The organism is Campylobacter concisus (assembly GCF_003049065.1).
Classification (GTDB): Bacteria; Campylobacterota; Campylobacteria; order Campylobacterales; family Campylobacteraceae; genus Campylobacter_A; species Campylobacter_A concisus_BE.
Genome location: NZ_PISC01000002.1, coordinates 83,128 through 105,289, shown reverse-complemented (window position 1 = coordinate 105,289; position 22,162 = coordinate 83,128). Strand labels below are relative to the sequence as shown.

At 40.0% G+C, this 22,162-nt stretch carries 22 protein-coding genes; 11 read left to right on the top strand and 11 right to left on the bottom strand.

Annotated elements, in window-relative coordinates; all coding sequences use genetic code 11:
* The first annotated feature begins 173 nt into the window (after nt 1–173).
* Together CVS81_RS02205 and CVS81_RS02200 are read left to right on the top strand one after the other, a co-directional pair.
* Nucleotides 174–2,405: a nitric-oxide reductase large subunit gene (locus CVS81_RS02205; protein WP_107964958.1), complete on the top strand. Its 2,232-nt coding sequence runs from the start codon at nt 174–176 to the stop codon at nt 2,403–2,405.
* A 71-nt stretch (nt 2,406–2,476) separates the two neighbouring features.
* Entirely contained in the window at nt 2,477–3,031 is a 555-nt protein-coding gene (locus CVS81_RS02200; RefSeq protein WP_107964957.1) for a DUF1523 family protein, read from the top strand.
* 13 nt (nt 3,032–3,044) lie between these two features.
* Here CVS81_RS02200 and ybeY read toward each other — a convergent pair whose 3' ends face one another.
* Entirely contained in the window at nt 3,045–3,482 is a 438-nt protein-coding gene (ybeY, locus tag CVS81_RS02195; RefSeq protein WP_107964956.1) for an rRNA maturation RNase YbeY, read from the bottom strand.
* Between the two features lie 24 nt (nt 3,483–3,506).
* Between ybeY and queC the strand changes: the two genes are divergently transcribed.
* Entirely contained in the window at nt 3,507–4,205 is a 699-nt protein-coding gene (gene queC, locus CVS81_RS02190) for a 7-cyano-7-deazaguanine synthase QueC (RefSeq protein WP_107964955.1), read from the top strand.
* A 56-nt stretch (nt 4,206–4,261) separates the two neighbouring features.
* Here queC and CVS81_RS02185 read toward each other — a convergent pair whose 3' ends face one another.
* A complete protein-coding gene (locus CVS81_RS02185) occupies nt 4,262–4,906 on the bottom strand; it encodes a flagellar biosynthesis protein (protein WP_107964954.1) in 645 nt (214 codons plus the stop codon).
* Between the two features lie 220 nt (nt 4,907–5,126).
* On the opposite strand from CVS81_RS02185, the gene hcp reads away from it, so the two are divergent.
* Nucleotides 5,127–6,455 carry a hydroxylamine reductase gene (gene hcp / locus CVS81_RS02180; RefSeq protein ID WP_002940097.1) on the top strand — a complete coding sequence of 443 codons (1,329 nt, stop codon included), beginning with the start codon at nt 5,127–5,129 and terminating at the stop codon, nt 6,453–6,455.
* A 33-nt stretch (nt 6,456–6,488) separates the two neighbouring features.
* Here hcp and CVS81_RS02175 read toward each other — a convergent pair whose 3' ends face one another.
* The 5 genes from CVS81_RS02175 to mobB are packed head-to-tail and all read right to left on the bottom strand — an operon-like array spanning nt 6,489 to nt 10,977.
* Nucleotides 6,489–7,466 carry a ferrochelatase gene (locus tag CVS81_RS02175; RefSeq protein WP_103572942.1) on the bottom strand — a complete coding sequence of 326 codons (978 nt, stop codon included), beginning with the start codon at nt 7,464–7,466 and terminating at the stop codon, nt 6,489–6,491.
* The gene (gene metG, locus CVS81_RS02170) at nt 7,467–9,401 is read right to left on the bottom strand and encodes a methionine--tRNA ligase (RefSeq protein ID WP_107964953.1); all 1,935 of its coding nucleotides are present in this window, start codon (nt 9,399–9,401) and stop codon (nt 7,467–7,469) included.
* A 15-nt stretch (nt 9,402–9,416) separates the two neighbouring features.
* Nucleotides 9,417–9,635 carry a hypothetical protein gene (locus CVS81_RS02165; RefSeq protein WP_002940116.1) on the bottom strand — a complete coding sequence of 73 codons (219 nt, stop codon included), beginning with the start codon at nt 9,633–9,635 and terminating at the stop codon, nt 9,417–9,419.
* Nucleotides 9,635–10,498: a class 1 fructose-bisphosphatase gene (locus tag CVS81_RS02160; RefSeq protein WP_002940090.1), complete on the bottom strand. Its 864-nt coding sequence runs from the start codon at nt 10,496–10,498 to the stop codon at nt 9,635–9,637. Before CVS81_RS02160 ends, CVS81_RS02165 begins: the two co-directional genes overlap by 1 nt.
* Nucleotides 10,498–10,977 carry a molybdopterin-guanine dinucleotide biosynthesis protein B gene (gene mobB, locus CVS81_RS02155; protein WP_021092954.1) on the bottom strand — a complete coding sequence of 160 codons (480 nt, stop codon included), beginning with the start codon at nt 10,975–10,977 and terminating at the stop codon, nt 10,498–10,500. The genes CVS81_RS02160 and mobB overlap by 1 nt, the downstream gene beginning before the upstream one ends.
* 121 nt (nt 10,978–11,098) lie before the next feature.
* Here mobB and CVS81_RS02150 point away from each other — a divergent pair, with 121 nt between their 5' ends.
* A complete protein-coding gene (locus CVS81_RS02150) occupies nt 11,099–11,578 on the top strand; it encodes a hypothetical protein (protein WP_107964952.1) in 480 nt (159 codons plus the stop codon).
* Here CVS81_RS02150 and CVS81_RS02145 read toward each other — a convergent pair.
* From CVS81_RS02145 to gltX, 3 genes are read right to left on the bottom strand one after another with little or no spacing between them, the layout of a single operon-like run.
* Nucleotides 11,499–13,136, bottom strand: coding sequence for a lytic transglycosylase domain-containing protein (locus CVS81_RS02145; RefSeq protein WP_107964951.1), 1,638 nt, complete (start codon nt 13,134–13,136; stop codon nt 11,499–11,501). The genes CVS81_RS02150 and CVS81_RS02145 overlap by 80 nt on opposite strands.
* The gene (locus CVS81_RS02140; RefSeq protein WP_107964950.1) at nt 13,114–13,407 is read right to left on the bottom strand and encodes a YggT family protein; all 294 of its coding nucleotides are present in this window, start codon (nt 13,405–13,407) and stop codon (nt 13,114–13,116) included. Before CVS81_RS02140 ends, CVS81_RS02145 begins: the two co-directional genes overlap by 23 nt.
* 8 nt (nt 13,408–13,415) lie before the next feature.
* Nucleotides 13,416–14,711: a glutamate--tRNA ligase gene (gltX, locus tag CVS81_RS02135; RefSeq protein ID WP_107964949.1), complete on the bottom strand. Its 1,296-nt coding sequence runs from the start codon at nt 14,709–14,711 to the stop codon at nt 13,416–13,418.
* Nucleotides 14,712–14,858: 147 nt separating this feature from the next.
* On the opposite strand from gltX, the gene mscL reads away from it, so the two are divergent.
* The 6 genes from mscL to CVS81_RS02105 all read left to right on the top strand — a co-directional run bounded on the left by mscL (nt 14,859) and on the right by CVS81_RS02105 (nt 20,212).
* Nucleotides 14,859–15,266: a large-conductance mechanosensitive channel protein MscL gene (gene mscL, locus CVS81_RS02130; protein WP_002940088.1), complete on the top strand. Its 408-nt coding sequence runs from the start codon at nt 14,859–14,861 to the stop codon at nt 15,264–15,266.
* Between the two features lie 98 nt (nt 15,267–15,364).
* Nucleotides 15,365–16,003 carry a Crp/Fnr family transcriptional regulator gene (locus CVS81_RS02125; protein ID WP_107964948.1) on the top strand — a complete coding sequence of 213 codons (639 nt, stop codon included), beginning with the start codon at nt 15,365–15,367 and terminating at the stop codon, nt 16,001–16,003.
* 120 nt (nt 16,004–16,123) lie between these two features.
* Nucleotides 16,124–16,696, top strand: coding sequence for a cytochrome c3 family protein (locus tag CVS81_RS02120; RefSeq protein ID WP_107964947.1), 573 nt, complete (start codon nt 16,124–16,126; stop codon nt 16,694–16,696).
* A 9-nt stretch (nt 16,697–16,705) separates the two neighbouring features.
* Nucleotides 16,706–18,076, top strand: coding sequence for a multiheme c-type cytochrome (locus tag CVS81_RS02115; protein ID WP_009294579.1), 1,371 nt, complete (start codon nt 16,706–16,708; stop codon nt 18,074–18,076).
* Nucleotides 18,077–18,756: 680 nt separating this feature from the next.
* Nucleotides 18,757–19,410 carry a metallophosphoesterase gene (locus CVS81_RS09975; RefSeq protein ID WP_234399506.1) on the top strand — a complete coding sequence of 218 codons (654 nt, stop codon included), beginning with the start codon at nt 18,757–18,759 and terminating at the stop codon, nt 19,408–19,410.
* Between the two features lies 1 nt (nt 19,411).
* Nucleotides 19,412–20,212, top strand: coding sequence for a phosphatidylserine decarboxylase (locus CVS81_RS02105; protein ID WP_107964945.1), 801 nt, complete (start codon nt 19,412–19,414; stop codon nt 20,210–20,212).
* A gap of 408 nt (nt 20,213–20,620) precedes the next feature.
* On the opposite strand, the gene guaA is transcribed toward CVS81_RS02105, so the two are convergent.
* Nucleotides 20,621–22,153 carry a glutamine-hydrolyzing GMP synthase gene (gene guaA / locus CVS81_RS02100; protein ID WP_107964944.1) on the bottom strand — a complete coding sequence of 511 codons (1,533 nt, stop codon included), beginning with the start codon at nt 22,151–22,153 and terminating at the stop codon, nt 20,621–20,623.
* Nucleotides 22,154–22,162: the final 9 nt, after the last annotated feature.

Here is a 22,162-nt window from a genome sequence, read left to right as displayed (position 1 = left end):
GCTATTTACATTAATGTTATGTAAAATTTGCATGTTCATTGTGAAAAAATTGCATATTTTGTAAATTCATATAAAGCTAATAGGATAAATATTCTCTTTTTATTGACATATGTCATTAGTCACTATTTTGAAATGAGATAAACTTTCTCCTAAATTTTAAAAAAGGAGAATTGATGCGTGAATACAAAAGATACTGGCTCGCACTTGTTGCTGTGCTGGTAGTTTGCTTTAGTATTTTAGGCTACTACGGCGTTGATGTTTATAGAAATTCGCCTCCAGTTGTAAATTTCACTGACGAAAATGGCAAGGTCGTGATCGATAAAGAGAGTATCTACAAAGGTCAAGAGGCTTGGCAAAGCATAGGCGGTATGCAAGTTGGCTCTGTTTGGGGGCACGGGGCATATCAAGCGCCTGATTGGAGTGCGGACTGGCTTCACAAAGAGTTAGTTGCCTTTTTAGAGATCAAAGCTGATGAAATTTATCATCTAAAATACGCCGATCTAAACGCCGAGCAAAAGGCAAATTTAAAGGTTTTGCTTAAAAAAGAGTATAGAGAAAATAGCGTAAAGGACGATAAATTTGTGCTAAGCACTGATAGGCTAAAGGCGATAAGTCAAGTAGCTAGCGAGTATGCTGCTCTTTTTGGAGATGATCCTAAGTTTAAATCATTAAGAGAAGCTTATGCGATGAAAGAAAACACGCTCCCAGGTGCAAGCGACAGAGCTGATCTAAACAACTTCTTCTTCTGGTCAGCCTGGGCGACAGCGACAAACAGACCTGGTAGCGAGGCAACTTACACAAACAACTGGCCGCACGAACCTCTAATTGATAACGTGCCAACAAGCGAAAATATCTTTTGGTCGATTGCAAGCGTCGTGATACTTCTAACAGGAGTTGGACTTCTTGTTTGGTTTAGCTCATTTTATGGCAAAAAAGATGATGAAAAGCTTGAGCCAATTAGCGAAGATCCGCTTAAAAAGCTAAATTTAACGCCGTCACAAAAGGCGCTTAAAAAGTATCTCTTTGTCACGCTAGCTCTATTTGCGTTTCAAATTTTAATAGGCGGCTTTACAGCTCACTACACGGTCGAAGGACAGGAATTTTATGGCATAAATTTATCAGCCTACATTCCATATTCACTTGCTAGAACGTGGCATATACAAGCTAGCATATTTTGGATAGCGACTGGATTTTTAGCGGCTGGACTATTTTTAGCCCCTATCATAAATGGCGGCAAGGATCCAAAGTTTCAAAAGCTTGGCGTTGATCTGCTCTTTTATGCGCTACTAATCCTTGTAGTTGGCAGTTTTGCTGGTGAGTATCTAGCTATCGCAAACATCATGCCTATAAATTTAAGCTTCTGGCTAGGACATCAAGGATATGAATACATCGATCTTGGACGTGTTTGGCAGATCATTTTGTTTGTCGGTCTTGTCATCTGGATGCTTCTGCTTCTTCGTGGATTTGCAGGTGGGTTTAAAAACAAAGGCGATAAAAATTTACTAGCTATCTTTGCTATGTCAGCGGTTGCGGTTGGCTTATTTTACGGAGCAGGGCTATTTTATGGACAAAGAAGTCCATTGCCAGTGATGGAGTACTGGCGCTGGTGGGTCGTGCATCTTTGGGTTGAGGGCTTTTTTGAAGTGTTTGCGACGGCTTCACTCGCCTTTGTCTTTGTCTCACTGGGTCTTGTCTCAAAAAGATTTGCGACATTTCAAACGCTTGCAAGTGCGTCACTCTTTATGATAGGCGGCATCCCAGGCACATTTCACCACCTCTACTTTGCAGGCACTACAACGCCTATAATGGCAGTTGGCGCTAGCTTTTCAGCGCTTGAGGTCGTGCCTTTGGTGCTTCTTGGCGCTGAGGCGTATGAGCACTACAAACTTCAGTTTGCTCAAAGCTGGGCTAAAACGCTTAAATGGCCACTTTACTGCTTCATCGCAGTTGCCTTTTGGAATATGCTAGGCGCTGGTGTCTTTGGATTTTTGATAAATCCTCCGATCTCGCTATTTTACATCCAAGGGCTAAATACAACGCCAGTTCACGGACACGCAGCGCTATTTGGCGTTTATGGATTTTTGGCACTTGGCTTTGTCTGGCTCGTGGCTACTTATCTATATAAAGGGCAAGAATTTGATGAAAATTTGATGAAAGTTGGCTTTTGGGGGCTAAATGCAGGACTTATGCTAATGATCGTGCTTTCACTTCTTCCAATAGGCATCTATCAGGCATTTGCAAGCCTAGATCAAGGTATGTGGTATGCTAGAAGTGCTGAGCTTTTACAGCAGTCACACTTGCAAAATTTAAGATGGCTAAGGATGCTTGGCGACACGATCTTGATAATCGGTGGCATCTGCTTCTTTGCTCAGCTTTTAAAATTTATGCTTAACAAAAAGGCTTAAATTTATGGGGGCGTTTTGCCCCTTTGTTTAAGCTATCTTTTCATAAAATAGCGCAAATTTAAAGGATAGAAATGATCAAATTTATAAAAAGAATTTGCGTTAGTTTTGTCGTGCTTTTGCACCTGTTTTTAGCTCTTGTGGTCGATTATTCATTCCCACACTATGCAAGCGTGCAGATAACTGGTGGCGACGTAAAACGCATGGACAAAGATGGCATAATAGACGCTAAAAACCCAGCCGACGGGCCTGTTAGAGATGTCTATTTTATCTACGCAAAAGATGCGAAAAACGGCGAAAAAGTTATGGCTTATAGAAATGAAGATACGGCGTGGGGATTTCCATTTTATTTTAAATTTAACTCAGCCGACATCCAAGCCAAGGCTCAAGGCTTTGCAAATAGCGACAACAACGTCACTATCAAGTACTACGGATATAGAATTTCTATGCTAAATGAGTTTAGAAACGTGATCTCTATAAAAGATAGCGGCACAAGTACCAGCTGGCCTATCGCTAGCTACGTGCTTTACTTCATCTTATTTATCTCGCTTATTATCTGGATAAGAAAGATAAACAAGGCTTTTGCGCCAAAAGTTGAAAATTTAGAGACGAAAAAAGAGAGTGTTTAAAATAGGGGCTAGATCAGCCCTTTTTGTTTATTAGATCAATGAGCCTAACGTCTTCACTTCTTACGATTAGGCTCTTTGGCAGGTCAAATTTGGCTATCACTTCGCACTCTTTTTCTCTCATCTGTCCATCATCTTTTTCGTGATCATATCCCAAGATATGCAGCAAGCCATGTGTGAAAAGTAGCGCAGTTTCAGCCTCTTCGCTGTGATTTAGTTCGGCTGCTTTTTCTTTTACCATATCTTTGTTTATGACTACCGAGCCAAGTGGGGCGTGTATGACAAGCTCAAGGGGGAAGCTTAAGACGTCAGTGGTTTTGTCTATGCCACGCTCAGATCTATTTAGTTCTCTCATCTCATCTTTGTTGATAAAAAGCAGCTCAACTTCACCAGGCGTTAGATATGAGCAAATTTGATCTAAAATTTCTGGATAACTCTCTTCGCAAAGTATCATTTTTGGCTTGTCCTTAGTAAATTTTTGTATAATTTTAGCAAATTTAAAGGGCAAAATATGAAAAAAGCAGTTTGTATAATGAGTGGCGGCATGGATAGCACGCTTTGCGCTGTGATGGCAAAGAGGGCTGGATATGATGTGGTCGCACTTCATTTTGACTATAACCAAAGGACGATGAAGCGAGAAAAGCGCGCGTTTGACGAGATCTGTGAGCGACTGGGCGTGGTTAAAAAGATAAATTTAGACGTTAGCTTCATCGCTCAAATAGGCGGAAATTCGCTAACGGATAAGAACCTGCAGATAAGAAAAGATGGCGTTAGCAAGGACGTGCCAAACACCTACGTGCCGTTTAGAAATGGCGTATTTATCTCAATCGCTGCTGCGCTTGCTGAAAAAGAAGCAGCGCAGGCGATCTACATAGGCGTGGTTGAGGAGGATAGCTCTGGGTATCCTGACTGCAAAGAGAACTTTATAAAAAGCATAAATGAGGCGATAAATTTAGGCACGTCGGCTGAATTTTCTTGCGAGATCATCACGCCACTTGTAAATTTAAGCAAGGCTGATATCGTCTCAAAGTCGCTTGAGCTTGGCTCGCCAATAGAGCTAACATGGAGCTGCTACGAGAGCGAGGATGAGGCGTGCGGGCTTTGTGATAGTTGTAGGCTAAGGCTAAATGGCTTTAAAAAAGCAAACGCTGTTGATAAAATTCCTTATAAAAAGTGAAATTTGCCTAAAAATTTAAAAGCTAGCTACTATAAATTTAGCAGCTAGCCTAAAATTTACTCTAAATTTAGCTCGCTTATCTGCTTTGAAAGCTTCTCTTTATATTCTTTTAGAGATGTTTTTATGATGTTTGAAAAGTCATCATTTGTCACTAGAAAATAAAACTCTGAGCGCTTTAGATCGGTCTTTATCTCTTTGTCTTTGACGCTTAAAAGCGTGTCTATATCCATATTTAGCCCAACCTTGCTAAAACCAAGCGATATGTACGACCAAAATTTGACTATCCTTGCGCTTGCGGTGAGCGTGTTTTCATCGATTAGGCTTTTGTCTTTTACGACTTGATAGCCGTTTTCCTTAAAGGCCTCCTCTATGCGCGACCTTAACACTGAGCTCACGTTTTGGTTGTTTTCTAAAATGACGTTCCACAGCCCTTTGCCATAGCCATTTCTCGTCCTGCCGATGTATTTTTGCTTCTCTTTTGCGCTAACTTCATTTACATTGTGCTTGTATAAAGATGGGGTGCTTGCTTGTTTTGGGTCGTTTTCAAAGGCTCTCACATCCTTGACGCTGTCGATGTAAATTTTTGTCTTTTTGCTAATGCTTGAAGGCGCTTGCTCGTCTGGCAAACTCACAAATATCCCCTTTGGAGCGCAGCCACAAAGCATAAAGACGGCAAATATCGCCAGTAATAAATTTTTCATTTTCATCCTTTTAAATAAATTTCAAATGTAAATCGTTTTTTTGTAAATTTTTTTAACTCTTTTTTGCAAATTTCAAATTTATATTTTGATATCCATAATCATAAAATCTTAAATTTAACAACTAAAATTTAAATTTAACTTTCCTTGACTGCTATCAACCAAAATGGCTAGCCACCTAGGATAAAATCCGCTTAAATTTTTAAATTCACAAGGAGAAAAGATGAAAGATATGAAGATGTTTTGCCATCAGTGCGAGATGAGCGCTGAGGATGGATGCGGTGCAAAGGGTCAGCCTATGGGCACCTGTGGCAAGAGTGACACGCTAGCGCTTTTGCAAGATACGATGGTTTTTGGCTTAAAAGGCCTTAGTGCATACCGCCACCACGCACACGAGCTTGGCGCTGATACTAGCAACGTTGATCGCGTTATGGCTGATACGCTTTATTTCACGCTTACAAACTCAAATTTCAACTTCGATGAGCACATAAAACAACTTCTTGAAGTAGGCGGTGCTGGCGTTGAGGTGATGAACCTGCTAAGCGAGGCTCATACGGCTAAATTTGGTATCCCAACACCAGTTAGAGTGAGCCAAAACAAGGTCGAGGGCAAGGCGATTTTGGTAAGTGGTCACAACTTGCACGCTCTAAAAGCGCTACTTGAGGCGACAAAAGATAAAGGCATCAACATCTACACTCACTCAGAGATGCTACCAGCTCACGGATACCCAGAACTACGCAAGTATAGCCACCTAAAAGGCAACGTCGGCAAGGCATGGTTTGACCAAACTAAGCTATTTAACGAATTTAAAGGTGCGATACTAATGACAACAAACTGCATCGTGCCACTACGCTCAAACTGCACATACGCTGATAGGCTATTTGGCTACTCGATTGCTGGCACAAACGGCGTAAAACACATCGAAAACGACGACTTCACACCACTTATCGAGTGCGCTTTAGCTTGCGGCGACGTTAGCGGCTTTGATAGCGACGAGAGCCTAGTAACTGGCGGCCACTACAAGACTATCCTAACTTTAGCCCCACAAATTTTAGATGCGATAAAGACAGGCAAGATCCGCAGATTTTTCGTGATCGCTGGCTGTGACGCACCTGGCAAGGGACGCGAGTACTATAGAGAGCTAGCTGCTAGCCTTCCAAAAGACTGCGTGATACTTACTTCAAGCTGCGGTAAATTTAGATTTAACGACATCGACTTTGGCAACGTCCCAGGCACCGAGCTACCACGCTACATCGACCTTGGACAGTGCAACGACAGCAACGGCGCAGTTAAAATAGCCCTTGCACTAAGCGAGGCAACAGGCATCGCAGTAAATGACCTGCCAGTTTCTATCGTGCTAATGTGGATGGAGCAAAAAGCGGTCATCATCTTGCTAGCGCTATTTAGTCTTGGTATCAAAAACATCAACGTAGGACCAAGCTTGCCTAAATTTTTCAATGAAGAGATCATAAATTTCTTAGTGGATAAATTTAACGTTAGACCAATTAGCGGCGACGCGCAAGCTGATCTAAAATACTTCTTAGGTGAGTAAAAAACTGCCAGGGCTTAGGCTCTGGCTTTAAATTTAAAATAGTCCGCCTTGCTCTTTGCTTTGACTTAAGCTATCAAGTAGTTCTTCTTTTTTGCAAAGCACGAGGGCGTAGACGAAATTTTGTAGCTTCTTTATCTCATCTAAATTTTCATAAAAAATGGCGTTTTCAACCTTTAGTGTGCTATCTTTTGGCAGGCAAAATTTAAGCTCGCTTTCGCTGAAATTTCGCCTTAGAAATATACTTTCAGTCAAAAATAGCTCCTCGTCTTCTTCAGCTATCACCGCTCTAAAACTGCTACCAAAACCAACTGGCTTAAAGTCTTTGTCGATAAAGACTGGGTCAAAGTGCGATGAAATTCTGCTCTCTGTCACTTTAAAGCCGATATTGTTTTTCTTAAGATAGCCAAGAAGTCCGCAAAACATCCCAGCAAAAACTCTAGGGATGGATAAATTTTGATAGTATTTGTCATCATAAATGAGCGTTGTAAAAAAGATCGAGCTTGGATTTAGCACGCTTATGTTTGTATCAGTCCATGCTGTCTCGTAAAGTAGCGAGAGCCTTTGAAGTATCCTTGTATCGTCGCTAAAAAATGTATCAAATAAATTTGCATGAAAAATTTTATAAAAAAGCTCGGTTAAATTTTCAGGTATGACGTGGGCATTTTTTTCAAGGTGTGACTTCTCTAAAAGCGCTTTTATAAAGGGATTAACCGCGCAAAATTTGATATTTTTGTGGATCGCTTCAAAGCGCATGAGCTTGATGATAGCCGTTTGCAGGCTTGCCACCTTGATGAAGGCTATCTCATCGTCGCTTGGCGTGATGTCCTCTTCGCTAATGATAGCGTAGGCGCCTTGCTTTATTGCAGGTGCGATCTGATCGCTTTGCGTGGCGATGAGAGCGTAGCCTCGTTTTATATTTTTAGCCTCAAACGCGAAGCTAGTCACGCTTGAGATACTTGGGTTGTTTAAAATTTGCCCATTTATTATGTGGGTTAAATTTTCTATCGTCATTTAGCCAACGATCGCGCCGTTTTTGACCTTGCCCTGCGTGCCAAGAAGCGTTAGCGAGCCGTCTGATGCGCTTAGGATCATACCTTGTGAGACATATTTTTTCATCATCGTTCGCTCTTTTAAATTTGCTAAAACGCAAACTTGCTTGCCCACAAGCGAGCTAGGCTCGTAGTATTTGGCGATGCCAGATAAAATTTGACGTGGCTGCTCCTCGCCAAGATCTATCTTAAATTTAAGCAGCTTCTCACTACCCTCAACCCTCTCACACTCGATCACTTCGCCTACTTTTATCACGATCTTGGCAAAGTCATCGATGCTAATGATATCTTCTTCTTTTTTCTCCTCTTTTGGCTCAGCTTTTGCCTCTACTTTTGGCCCTTCTTTTAGGTCTCTTGCCTCGCCCATTAGCTCTTTTTCTATCCTTGGGAAGAGTGGCTCAGTAGCTTTTGCCACAAAATTTGAAATTTCATTTTTTAATACAAGACTTTCATAAGAAGCCGTATCTATGCTAAAGCCAAGCGTGTCAGCTATCTTGGCGCAAGTTTTTGGCATAGCTGGACTAAGCAGTATCGCTACTTTTGCAAGTAAATTTGCACAAAGTGCCACAAGTGCGTTTGCCTCGTCGCTTTTGCCAGCTTTTACAAGTGACCATGGCTCATACTTCGCAACGGCCGCGTTTGCAAGCGTTACAACCTTCCAAAGATCCTCTAAGTAGCGGTTTGTTGCTAAATTTTCTAAATTTTTAATAGCCTCATCAAGGTAGCCCTTCGCCTCATCAAGCTCGGCTTTGTGAAATTTGATCACATCTTTTGAGTCGATCTTGTAGTCGCTATACTTTGCGCTCATGCCTACTATGCGGCTTAGCAAGTTGCCAAGTCCGTTGCCAAGCTCTGAGTTTATGCGCTCGATCAAGGCTTTTTGGCTGTAGTCGCCATCTTGTCCAAATGGCACCTCTCTAAGCAAAAAGTATCTGAAATTTTCAAGTCCATAAGCGTTTGCGACCTCTCTTGGGTTTATGACGTTGCCTTTGCTTTTGCTCATCTTTTCGCCATCTATCGTCCACCAGCCGTGCGCTGCGACGTGTTTTGGCAGTGGCAAGCCAAGGCTCATCAAAAATGCCGGCCAATAAACTGCGTGAAAACGCAAAATGTCCTTGCCAACGATGTGTGTCGTATGCGGCCAAAAGTCCATTCTAGCGTTATCTCTTGAGTATCCTAGTGTTGTTAAGTAGTTTATGAGCGCGTCAAGCCATACATACATAACGTGTTTGTCGTCGTTTGCGCTCTTTGGTAGCTTTATGCCCCAGTCAAAGCTTGTTCTTGTCACAGAGAGGTCTTTTAGTCCGCCTTTTACAAAGCTTACGACCTCGTTTTTCTTGCCCTTTGGGATGACGCAAAGCTCGTCGTTTTCGTACCATTTTAAAAGTGCGTCTTCGTATTTTGAAAGCTTGAAAAAGTAGCTCTCTTCTTTAACCAAAGATGTCACGCGGCCGCAGTCTGGACAGCGGTTGTCTTCAAGCAGGTCTCTTTGGTTAAAAAATGTCTCACAGCTAACGCAGTAAAAGCCCTCGTACTCGCCTTTGTATATATCGCCGTTTGCTTGCATCTTTTCAAAGACATTTTGCACGGTTTGCTTATGCTCTTCGTCGGTCGTCCTTATAAAATGGTCGTAGCTTATCTCAAATTCATCCCAAAGCGATCTAAATTTCGCACTGATCTCATCAGCATACTCTTTTGGCGTTTTGCCTCTAGCGCGAGCTGCTTGCTCGATCTTTTGACCATGCTCATCTGTGCCAGTCATGAAGTAGGTCTCTTTGCCTTGCAAGCGGTTAAATCTAGCTAGCGTATCAGCGATGATAGTCGTGTAGGCGTGGCCGATGTGTGGCACGTCATTTACGTAATAAATCGGAGTGGTTATATAAGCTTTTTCTTTCATATTTTTCCTTTAAATTTAAAAATCAAATCCGCCGTCACTGCCGGTGTTGCCTTTTGACATCGAGTTGTAGCAGCTATTTACATACTCTATCCTAGTCTCGCAGTCAAAAAATGCCTCGCAGTTGAAACAGCTTTTGCGACCTTTTTGCTCTTGGCACTCTTGCATGATTTTAGCCTTTTGCTTTAGGGCTAGCTCAAATGCGTCAAGTGGCTCGTTTGCTTGTGCTTCTTGCATTATTTTTGCTCGTAAAATTTATGCAAAAGTGAAATTTCATCACGCGAGCCAAAGAAGCATGGCGTTGTTTGGTGAATTTTTTCTATTTTTATATCAAAAAGTGTCTGATTTTTACCGTTTGAGGTTGCGCCCTTTGCGTTTTCATATATAAAGGCAAAAGGGAGCACCTCAAAGACAACCCTTAGCTTGCCATTTGGGTGATCGCTCGTTGCTGGGTAGCTAAAAAGACCGCCGCCTTTTAGTAAAATTTGATGCAAGTCGCTCACCATCGCACCTGAGTATCTTAGCCTGTAGCCCTCGTTAAATAGCTCGTTTATGAAGTTTCTATGCGTTTGGCTCCAGCCTTTTTGCGTAGCTCCTGTGGCGTTTAGCTTGCCTTTTTCTTTTAGCTCAAGCTCTTTTACAAATTTAAACTCACCATCTTTGCCAAGCCTATAAAATTTAGGCAAAGCGCCCTTTTTCTCGGCAATTACAAGTTCAAGCCTTGGACCATAGATGCTGTAGGCTGCGGCTATTAAATTTTCTGGTTTTACCTCGTCTTCGTAGATGCCAAAGATCGAGCCAACGGCGAAATTTACATCTACTAGGCTCGAGCCATCGAGTGGATCGTAAGCGATGATAAATTTAGCATTTTTGTTTATCTCAAGCTCATCCTCTTTCTCTTCGCTAATTAGCGCTTTTACGCATGAAAGCTGCTTAAATTTAGCCGTGATGATCTCGTCGCTTTTGACATCAAGCTTTAGCTGGGTGTCGCCAGTTGCATTTTCGTGAGTTGTGTAGCCAAGATCGGCGTATTTTATCACCTCGCTTATCTCTTTTGCGATATCTTTAATGGTGTTAAAAATTTGGTTTAGTTCTTGCATTATACAGCCTTTGCATTTTTGATTATCCACGCACAAATGGCGTCTATATCGTCTAAATTTAGATTTGTGATCTCGTATGGGATCTGCTTTTTATAAGTGGCAATCGCATCTGAAAAGCTAAGATAAGCTTCATCGATCTCGCCTCTAAAGACGCTTAGTCTTGGCAGTGGCAGCGTCTTTAGCCCCTCGACTAAGAGCATGTCAAACTCGCCGATCATCCTTATGACCTCGTCTATGCCTTGCGAGCTTTGTGAAAAGTAAGTCGTTCTAGTCGGACTCATCACGACTACGTCAGCTCCTGCCTGAGAAAATTTAAAGCTATCCTTGCCTTCAACGTCAAATTTGGCCTTGTCGCCTGGGTCGTGCTTGACTACAACGACCTTTAGCCCATCATCTATAAATTTTTTTGCGACTTTTAAGATAAGCGTCGTTTTTCCGCTATTTGAAGGGCCAGAAAAAGCAATGGCAAGTCTTTTCATAAGAGCCTTTTTCGTTAAAATTTCTTGCGATTATAGCTCATATTGGCTTTAAAATTTATGAGTGAAATTTAAAAAATAAAATGCTAAAATGCGAGAAAATTTAATCTTTTAAGAGATTTTTATGAGAAAATTTACACTATTTTTTGCATTTATTTTGATGATATTTGGCTGCGCTGGCGAAAAGGCGATCGTGCATGAGCCACTAAAAAATGAGCTTCTAGCCTACACAAGTAAGAGCGAGATCATAGACGGCACCGATAGAACGCTCATAATCGCAACCTATCTAAATCCAATATATAACTCAAATTTAGACGAGAGCAAAGAGCACTTTTTAGTAGCCATAAACCCAAAAGAGTATGCGCAAAATTTGAGCAAAATAAAGGTAAATGGCGACTCAAATGCTACAAGCGCAAGACTGCTTGATGAAAATGACGAGATGCTTAAATTTGCTGGATTTTCTATGCCTTGGGCGGTCTATTATGAAGTGACCGCACCAAGCAAGCAAAGTGACGATCTTGCGCTTAGTTTCGAAATTTATCAGTCAAAGCAGGTTTTGTTAAATTTTCGAAAAGTTGCGAAATCTTTATACTGGAACCATTAAGCGCCATATAGATCACGTAGTTCGCAAGCACCTTCTTGCCGTAGTTTCTAGTCTCTGCAACAGGGACTAGCTCGATCGATAAAAACGGCTCAAATTTCCCCTCTTTAAACATATCATCTCTTGTGATGACTTTTTTGGTAAAGCCGATACCGCCGTTATACGCGTAGGCCGTAAAGAGTGGATGATAAAGAAATTTATCAAGGTAGTTTAGGTGGTGATTTGCAAATTTAAAGGCGACATCAGTTTTAAAAAGATCGTCCTGGTCAAAATTTGGAATTTTTAGCTCTTTTTTGCCGATCGCATTTGCAAGAAATGGCATAAACTGCATCATGCCAAGGGCGTAAGATGTAGAAACGACACTTGGGATAAAGAGGCTCTCTTGCCTTGCTAGTGCGTAGATCATCGACTTTCGCTCGGTGCTGATGCCCTCAAGTTCTGGTGAGCTTGGCATCAAAAAGTACTGCTTCTCCCAGCCGTGTGCCTTTTGCATGAAGTATGCGTATGCGCCGATACTTTCGTTTGTGTAAAATCTCATCGCAAATTCGCTTGCTTGCGTAGCGTTCATATCCTTTGCAAGGGACGTGGTTTTGTTCCATAAAAATGGATCGCTCACGTCAAAATTTTCAATATTTTGCTTGCTAGGCCTTGGTACGATCACCTCAAGTGGCTCGCCACCTATTATATCTCTAGCATAAAGCGAGTAGATATTTGCGTCTTTGCTAGCGCTTAGCTCCTTTAAAAAGGCCTCATTTTTGCTTATTTGATACTGCCAAAAGGTCGCATTATCCCTTTGCCAAGCCCTTTCAAATGTGCTTTTGGCTCTTGCAAAAAGGCTAAATGCGATATCGTCTTGACCTAGTAAAATGGCATTTAGTCCAAGCGTAAATGCGTCGCTCTTTTCGGTGACTGCTGGGTTGATACTTAGTAAATTTCTTCTAAAGCCTTCATTTTTTTTGTTAAAAACAAGGTCGTTTAGTAAATTTGTAAAGCCCTTTTGTGAATAAAGCTTTGTCATGAAATTTGCGTCAAAGCTCTCGCTAAAAAGCGCATTTTTATTTTGCGGGCTTGAAGCGTTAAAAAGCTCTAAAAAGCTCTTTGTATCGCTTAAATTTACAAATGCCTGGGCTGGATTTGCCTCATTTAGCACAAGTAAAATTTTTGTTTTTTCTGGGTTTGTGGCTGCAAGATTTGCCGCTAAAATTTCACGAGTTTGGTTATCAAGCTTTAGGCTAAATGAGATGGTGGTGAGTAAATTTTGGCAGCTTAGGCTAGCTTGCGTGATGTTTTTTGCATTTACGCCAGGGCACTTGCTAGGGACTACTTTTGGCGGCAAAATTTTATCGATTGATTTTTGAACAAGGCCTGCTTTTCTAAAGACTTCACGCGAAAGGTCGGCGATCTGCTCCTTTGTGTAGCTGCCCTCGTTGATGAGGCGGTTTATGTAGTAGTCTTTTGCAAGGCTTTTTGGCTCTTTTTTTAGCTCCTCGTAGGTATAAATTTTAGCTAAAAGAGCGACGCAGGCTAAGGAGAGGATACTAAAGTGACGCAGCAAAACCAAATAAAAGCCTTATTAGAAATTGATTTAAAAATTGAAGTGCCAAAAGCACGATGAGCGGGGCAAAGTCGATGCCGTTAAATTCTGTTTTGATGTAGCGTCTGATGAAGCTATAAACGGGCTCTGTGAGCCTGTAAAGTAGCTGCACGACCGGCGAGCTAGGGTCTGGTCTGACCCAGCTAACAAGCGCTGCTGCGATGATGATCCATGTATAGACGGTGACTATGATGTTTAAGATGTTTGCGATCGCTGAAAATAGTGTCGAAAGTATCATTTTTGCTCCTAGATTAAAATTTTGCCTAGATCATCTTTGATGAGCGGATATAGCTCGCTTAGCTCAGGGCCGTGAAGGTCGTTTGTAAGCAGCGCACGTAGTGGCATAAAAAAGTTTTTGCCTTTTAAATTTGTAGCGCTCATAAGCTCTTTTTTAAGCTCATCAAATGTTTCGCACACTTTTAAATTTAGAGCTGCTTTTTTTATGATCTCAAATTCGTTTTTGTACTCATCTGGAGCTATTTTTGGTGAGTATATAGCTTCTACTTTTGCCTTTATCTCAGGCACTAGTGAGCTCTCTTGAGTGTAAAATTTAACCAGCTCAGCCTTGCTCTCATCCACACCAAAGATCTCTTTTATACGCTCTTTTGAGGCAAGCTTTATGTGCTCTCTATTTATCTGCTCAAGCTTTTTCACGTCAAATCTAGCAGGTGAGCGTGAAATTTTGGTTATATCAAACCACTTCACCGCCTCTTCGATCGTAAAAATTTCAGTTGGAGTTTTGTTGCCAAGAAGTATCAGATAGTTTGCGATCGCCTCAGGTAAAAATCCCTGCTCAAAGAGCCATTTTACGCTTGATTCGTTCTCGCGCTTGCTCATTTTTTTGCCCTCTATATTTAAAAGGATAGGCAAATGCGCGTAGTTCATCTTGCCAGTGTAGCCAAGCCCCTCGCGTATGAGGTCTTGCTTTGGTGTGTTGCTCACGTGATCCTCGCCACGTATGACAAAGGTCACGCCTTCTAGCATATCATCGACTGCGCAGGCAAAGTTATAAGTTGGAGTCTTGTCTGCTCTCATGATGACAAAGCTATCAACCGCGTCTGGCTCGAAGCTTAGCTCGCCTTTTATAGCGTCTGTAAAGCTCATAGTGCCAGCTGGTTTTTTCATGCGGATGACAAATGGCTTCTCGCAGTTTAAAACTTCAGCATCGCTTAGTCTCTCGCAGGTGCCGTCGTACCTATATGCCACACCTTGCTCTTTTGCTTTTTGTTTTTTTGCCTCAAGCTCTTCTTCGGTGCAAAAGCAGGCAAAGGCCTTTTTATCGATGAGAAGCTTTGATGCAAGCTGTCTGTGGAATTTTAAATTTTCACTTTGGATGTAAATTTGCTCTGGTTTTATGCCAAATTTGCTTAAAATTTCTAAGATATCTTTCTCTTTTCCTTCGATATTTCGCTCTTTGTCGGTATCTTCTATGCGTAAAATAAAGCCACTTTTATCTTGCAAAGAGCAAATATAGTTGAAAATAGCAGCACGTAAATTTCCTATGTGCATATCTCCTGTTGGAGAGGGTGCAAAACGATACATAAGCTCATTCCTTACGTTAAATTTGAAGTTTGGATTATAACACTAGCTTGATAAATTTAAAGTTATGTAATTTTAAATTTTTAGGCTAAGCAAAGCATAGTTTTTATAAAATCCGCACGAAAATTTAACTATTTATAGGAGAAAGCAATGAGTTTTATCAGTGAATTTAAAGAATTTGCGATGCGCGGAAATGTCATAGATATGGCAGTTGGTGTTGTTATCGGTGGAGCATTTGGAAAGATTGTCTCATCACTAGTTGGCGATATTATCATGCCAGTAGTTGGCGCTATAACAGGCGGTGTAAATTTCACTGATCTTAAGCTAACACTAAAAGAAGCTGCAGAGGGTGCGCCAGCTGTTACGATAAACTATGGCTCATTTATACAAACAATGGTTGATTTTTTAATCATTGCGTTTTGTATCTTTTGCGTCATCAAAGCTTTAAATACACTTAAAAATAAACTACCAAAAAAAGAAGAGGCAGCTCCTGCAGAGCCTGAAACACCAGCTGATATAGCACTTCTTACTGAGATCAGAGATCTTCTAAAAAAATAATTTCTTTAATCAAAGGGAGAAAGCTCCCTTTGAAATCCGTTAAATTTTGTCCTATTTTTTATGCTAAAATGCTTTTTTATCTTAAAAGCGAGTAAAATATGATAGAACAAATCCCATTTTTTCAAGGCCTTAGCGCCGATGACCTAGCTAAACTTGAAGCAATCAGTGTTGTTAAAAAATATAAAAAAGGCGAGTTTTTATTTATAGAGGGCGAGGAGCCAAAGTGGCTTACGTTTTTGATAACTGGCTCAGTTAAGCTTTATAAAACTACGGCAAATGGCAAGGAAATTTTTATCCATCAGCTTGCACCTATGAATTTTGTAGCTGAAGTTGTAAATTTTGAAAATATCCCTTATCCAGCAAGCGCCATTTTTACTATTTCTGGCGAGGTTTTAAAGATAAATTATGAAAAATTTGAAACACAATTTTTAACAAAGCCAGAAATTTGCATGAAATTTCTAAAATCAATGGCGCAAAAGATAAGAATAACAACAAATTTACTCCACCAAGAACTAATACTAAGCTCCGAAGAGAAGGTGGCTAGGTTCATTTTAAATCATGAAGATCTATTTAATGAACTAAAGCATACAAAAATTTCATCAATACTCAATATGACGCCAGAAACTTTTTCGAGAATTTTAAATAAATTTAAAACAAATGGTTTAGTCAAACTTGATGAAAAGAACCAAATTTTGGAAAAAAATGTAGGTGGGCTACAAGAAATTTATTCTTATTGAAAGTTAATATCAAATAAATATTTTCATTTACTTAAAGAAAAAATTTATATATTTTTGGATAGTATTCGTCTAAAATTTTCGTAAAAATTTACGATATATTGATAAATTCAGGAGGAAAATTTGGCTGAAGTTAAGAAGAAATTTTTTGTTTGGTCATCTGTGATAATAGGCATCGTAATCGGCCTTATCGCTTCTATGGGCATAGCTGATGCACTTCACGCGACTGGTAGCGGCTACATCTGTACCATTTGTCACACGATGGATCCTATGAATGCTGCATATCATGAAGACGCGCACGGCGGCAATAACAAGCTTGGCATAAAAGCTGAATGTTCAGCCTGTCACCTAAACCATACAAGTGCCTATACCTATGTACTTACAAAACTTAAAGTATCGATAAATGATGGCTATAAGACATTTTTTACAGATACAGACAAGATCGACTGGCTTAAAAAACGCGAGCATGCATCTCACTTTGTCTATGATAGTGGTTGTATGACTTGCCACTCAAATTTAAAAAATGTTATTCAAGCTGGTAAATCATTCTTGCCACATAGAGATTATTTCGTTCTTGGAAATCCTAATAAAAAATCATGTGTTGATTGCCATGAGCATGTTGGTCACAAAAATTTAGGACTACAAATGGATAAATTTGAAGCAATTAAAAAACAAGAAAACAATAAAACCAAGTAAGGAGGAGAGATGTTTAAAAAGTCGCTAATGTTATTAGCCTGTCTAATGTCTTTTGGCTTTGCCGCAAACATGGATGCAAATAAATCTGACGCTTTAAACCTTAATGTTGTAAAAAACATTAAAGTTGCTCACAAAATGTCAGACTTATCAAAAAGCTGTGTTGAGTGCCACGCTAAAGAGACACCCGGCATAGTTGCCGATTGGAAAAATAGTCGCCACGCTCACGTTGGCGTAAGTTGTATGGATTGCCACTCTGTAAATGCAGATAATCCTATGGCTTCAGTTAAGGTGCATCCAAAAGATTCTAACAACCATGTTTCAATGCTAGTTAGCCCAAAAACTTGTGCTAAGTGCCACGAAAACGAAGTTGATGAACTAGTAAAGAGCGGTCACGCAAGAGCTGCTATGCAAATGTATGCTAATCCTGCAATGGTGAAACTAATGTATCACTATGAGGGAGCAGATCATCCTGACTTTAAAATGGCTCCAGATGCCACTGGTTGTTCTCAGTGCCACGGAACCGTCATCAAACTAGACGCTGATCACAAACCTACAAAAGAGACTTGGCCAAACTATGGTATAGGCAATGTTTATCCAGATGGTGGCGTAGGTAACTGTAAATCATGTCACAGCGCGCACACATTTAGCGTAGCTGAAGCTAGAAAACCAGCTGCTTGTGCATCTTGCCACCTTGGACCTGATCACCCAGATATTGAGATCTTTAACAACTCAATGCACGGACATATCTATAACAGTGAAGCTCACAAATGGAACTTTGATGCTGCTCCTGATACATGGGATGTACCAGACTTTAGAGCTCCAACTTGTGCAGCTTGCCACATGAGTGGTGTTGGTGAAACAACAACAACTCACAACGTTTCAAGAAGACTAAAATGGAACCTATGGGGCATCAGCAGTAAGCTAAGAACAGCTGGTGATGAACAAGCTGCTGCTATTTACGAAAAAACTGGCAAACTAAACATAGGAACACCTCTAGCAGGTCACCCAAGTGGCGATCCTGAAAAAGCACGTGCTGAGATGAAACTAGTTTGTAAAGCTTGCCACTCTACAACTCACACAGATAACTTCTTCATTATGGGTGATAAACAAGTAGAGCTTTATAACGTTTATAGCGCTGAAGCAACTAAGATGCTTGAAGAGTTGAAAGCTAAAAACCTACTACTAGAAGATGCTTGGTCAGATGAATTCCAAGATGTCTATTATCATATGTGGCACCATGAAGGTCGTCGTATGAGACAAGGCGCTCTAATGGGTGGCCCTGACTACTCACACTGGCATGGTGTATTCGAAGTTAAAAATGATATAAGAAAACTTCGCAAGATCTACAAAAAAAGAATGGAATCTGGTAAAGTAGAGTAATGCTTTTTAAGGTGGGAGTTTTTCCCACCTTTTTATTTTTAAATTCCAAAATTTTATCTTTTAGTTATTATCCTAAAGCAAATACCTTTTAACAATTATTTTTATAAATTTAAATTATAAAATCATACGGCTTAGCACTACAAATTGTTCTAAATAATTAATAAAATCTATAATGTAAATTTAAAAATATAAAATATAATCTTTGTTTTTAAGGAGATATTTTGGGACTTTTTCGGATCATTATCGGGGCATTTATCTTTAGTGTTCTTACAAATTTATACTCATACAAACGTTTTATCAAAAAGGTATCGTTTTTTACACCGCATCTTAAAAAAATTCGCATATTCTTCTACATTATTAGTGCGCTTGAGTTTGTATTTGTTCTTCAATTAAGATTTTCTTTTTTAAATATAGAACTCTATCTGATAGCAGGGACGCTCATTGGTTTTTCACTATTTTTATTTGGCGTTAGTTTGTTTTATGATATTGTTAGATCTATTTGTTCAAAAGCTCATTTTAATCCCACAAGACGAAAATTTATTAAATTTTGCTTTGATGTGACATTTGTTGTTTTTTTAGTTGCTTGCTTTTTAAAAGGAATTTTTAATGCACTTACTCCGCCAAAAATTAGACAAATTAGTATAAAAATAAAAAATTTACAAAATGATCTAAAAATAGCCATGATAACTGATGCGCATATTGGTGAGTTTTTGCAAAAGGACTTTGTTGTTGAGCTTGTAAAAGAGATAAATTTAGCTAGCCCAGACCTAGTGGTGATAGTTGGCGACTTGGTTGATATGAGAGCTGAGCTTATAGGGGATTTTTTGGATCCATTAAAAAATCTTAAAAGCACTTACGGCACCTTTTATGTCCCTGGCAATCACGAATACTACCACGGAGTTGATGGGATACTAGAAAAAATTCGCGCTCTTGGCATTAGGATACTTGGCAATAAAAATGAAAAAATAGCTGGTATAAATTTGGCAGGGGTCTATGATCTAGCTGGCATAAGGTTTAAAAATTTAGAGCCAAATTTAGACGAAGCACTAGCTGGACGCGACCCAAATTTGCCTACCATCCTACTCTCTCATCAGCCAAAATTTATAAAAACTATGCAAAAAGACGTTGATCTAGTCCTTTGTGGTCACACGCATGCTGGACAAATTTTCCCTTTTAGTATCCTTGTTTTGCTGGATCAAGGTTTTTTACATGGGCTTTATAAGATTAATGATAAAATGCAAGCTTATGTTAGTAGTGGTGCAGGATTTTGGGGGCCTCCGGTTAGGATCTTTGCTCCCAGTGAGATCGCTATTTTAAATTTAAGCAAGGACTAAAATGAACAAGGACAATCTATTTTCTCAAATTTTTGGCAAGGTGGCAAAAATAAACTTTTTCAAGCCGCTTCAAGAGCTTATCAACTCCTTTTATGTAAAGCTATTTAAGATCGATATGAGCGAGTTTAAGCCAGCAAATGAGTATAAAAATTTAAACGAACTTTTCACTAGAGAGCTCTTAAAACCAAGAGAATTTGACGCAGCAGATGAGATATTTATAAGTCCTGTTGATGGTACCTGCCTTAGTTTTGGCACCACGAAAGAGCTAGAAGCTTTTAGTATAAAAGGCATGAGTTATGGGCTAAAGGAGCTTTTGGGGCAGGGCGAGCTTGAAGGCGAGTTTGACTTCGCCAATATCTATCTTAGCCCAAAAGACTACCACCACTATCATGCACCTTGCGACATTACGATAAAAAAAGCGGTCTATATCCCTGGTAAGCTTTACAGTGTGGCGGTAAAATGGCTTGGCAAGGTCGATAGCCTTTATGCTAAAAACGAGCGTGTGGCGCTACTTTGCGAGATGAAAAATGGCAAAAAGCTTTGGCTAGTTTTCGTGGGTGCGCTAAACGTTGGCAAGATGAAATTTTGCTTTGATAATCGCATCCAAACAAATGCTATGGCAAATTTTACGCAAATTTATGAGTATGAAAATTTACATATCAAAAAGGGTGAGCGCCTTGGAAATTTCGAGCTCGGTTCGACCATCGTCATACTTAGCGAAAAAGATGCGATCGAGTACAACCTTTTTGAAAACAAAGAGCTAAAATTTGCTGAAGCGATCGGTAGGATCAGAGAAATATAAATTTATAGCCAATTTTTGAGAATTTAGTTTGAACTTATTAAATAAACAAAAAGTGTTTGGTGTTTTTGTAAAAACATATCAAATTAGAAAATATTCTTTGATACTTGCATAATTTTTTTAAGCGATATTTATAAGATTATGCAAAATATTTTTAGCTCATAAATGTTCTATGACTGCCTAGACATCTGTAAATTTACTATTTTGCTTATATCTAACAGAAATTTTGTTGTGTAACTTTACTCTACATTTTTACTTTAAAATAAAAAAGGTATAAATTCAAGTGCTTATTCTTTGTGTTTAAATATCTTATTGAAAGCATTTATTTAAAAGAGCTAATTTTATATTTTGATTTTAGGATTAAAGCTGGCGTAATATATCATCTATCGGCCAGCTTTATTTAAGAGGTTCTTACTCCCACTCGATAGTTGCAGGTGGCTTGCTTGAGATGTCGTAAACTACGCGGTTTATGCCATTTACCTCGTTTATGATGCGGCGGCTTACGTTTTCTAGTAGATCATAAGGAAGTCTTGAAAAGCTTGCCGTCATGCCATCGCTCGCATCGACCACGCGCACGCAAACAGCGTTTTCGTAGGTTCGGTTATCACCCATAACGCCAACAGAATTTACATTTAAAAGTACGCAAAATGCCTGCCAAGTTTTGTTATACCAGCCACTACTTTTTAGCTCATCGCGCAAGATCACGTCAGCTTTGCGAAGTAGCTCTAGGCTTGGTTTATTTACCTCGCCCATGATGCGGATAGCAAGGCCAGGTCCTGGGAAAGGGTGGCGGAAGACTAGATCGCGGCTTAGTCCAAGCTCAAGTCCTAGCTTTCTAACCTCGTCTTTAAAAATTTCTCTTAAAGGCTCTATCAGCTCAAACGTCATCCAATCAGGCAAGCCGCCAACGTTGTGGTGGCTCTTTATCGTCTTGCTTGAGCCAACGACTGAGCTTTCGATGATGTCAGTATAAAGAGTGCCTTGAGCTAGAAATTTCACATCGCCATGCTTCTTAGCCTCTTTTTCAAAAATTTCTATAAATGTCTCGCCTATGATCTTGCGTTTTTTCTCAGGATCAACGACACTAGCCAAGCGACCTAAAAAGATCTCGCTCGCATCTATACTAACTAGCTCAACGCCAAGCTTTGTTCTAAATGTAGCTTCAACTTGCTCTTTTTCGTTTGTTCTAAGAAGTCCGTTATCAACAAATACAAGGATCAAATTTTCAGGCACAGCAGCTGCTAAAAGTGCTGCAGTCACAGAGCTATCCACGCCACCGCTAACTGCGCAAAGCACCTTGTGAGTGCCCACTGTTTTTCTTATCTCTTCTATCTTATTTTTAGCGAAGCTTCCCATGTTCCATGTGCTCTCGCAGCCGCAGATATATTTAGCAAAATTCTTTAAAATTTGCGTGCCATACTCACTATGCTGCACCTCTGCGTGAAACTGGATCGCATAAAATTTACGCTTATCATCGCCAAAAGCGCAATAAGGCGAATTTTCGCTGACCGCAATCGCCTCAAAGCCCTTTGGCAGGTCTTTTACATAGTCGCTATGGCTCATCCATACGATTTGTTTTGAAGGTGTATCTTTAAAAAGATCGTGCTCTTTTACGACGCTAAGTTCAGCCTTGCCGTACTCTTTGTGATCAGCTGCTAAAACCTCAGCACCATGCGTGTGAGCAAGTAGTTGCATGCCGTAGCAAACGCCAAGTATAGGGATATTTAACTCAAAGACGCCGTTATCGCAAAAGTAGGCATCTTTGGCATAAACGCTAGCTGGACCACCACTTAGAATGATACCTTTTGGATCTTTCGCCTTTATATCGCTTAGTTTTGCGTTAAATGGCAAAATTTCAGTATAAACTCCTTCTTCTCTTAGCCTTCTAGCTATTAGCTGAGTATACTGCGAACCAAAGTCCAAAACTATAATCGTATTGTTCATTTATAACCT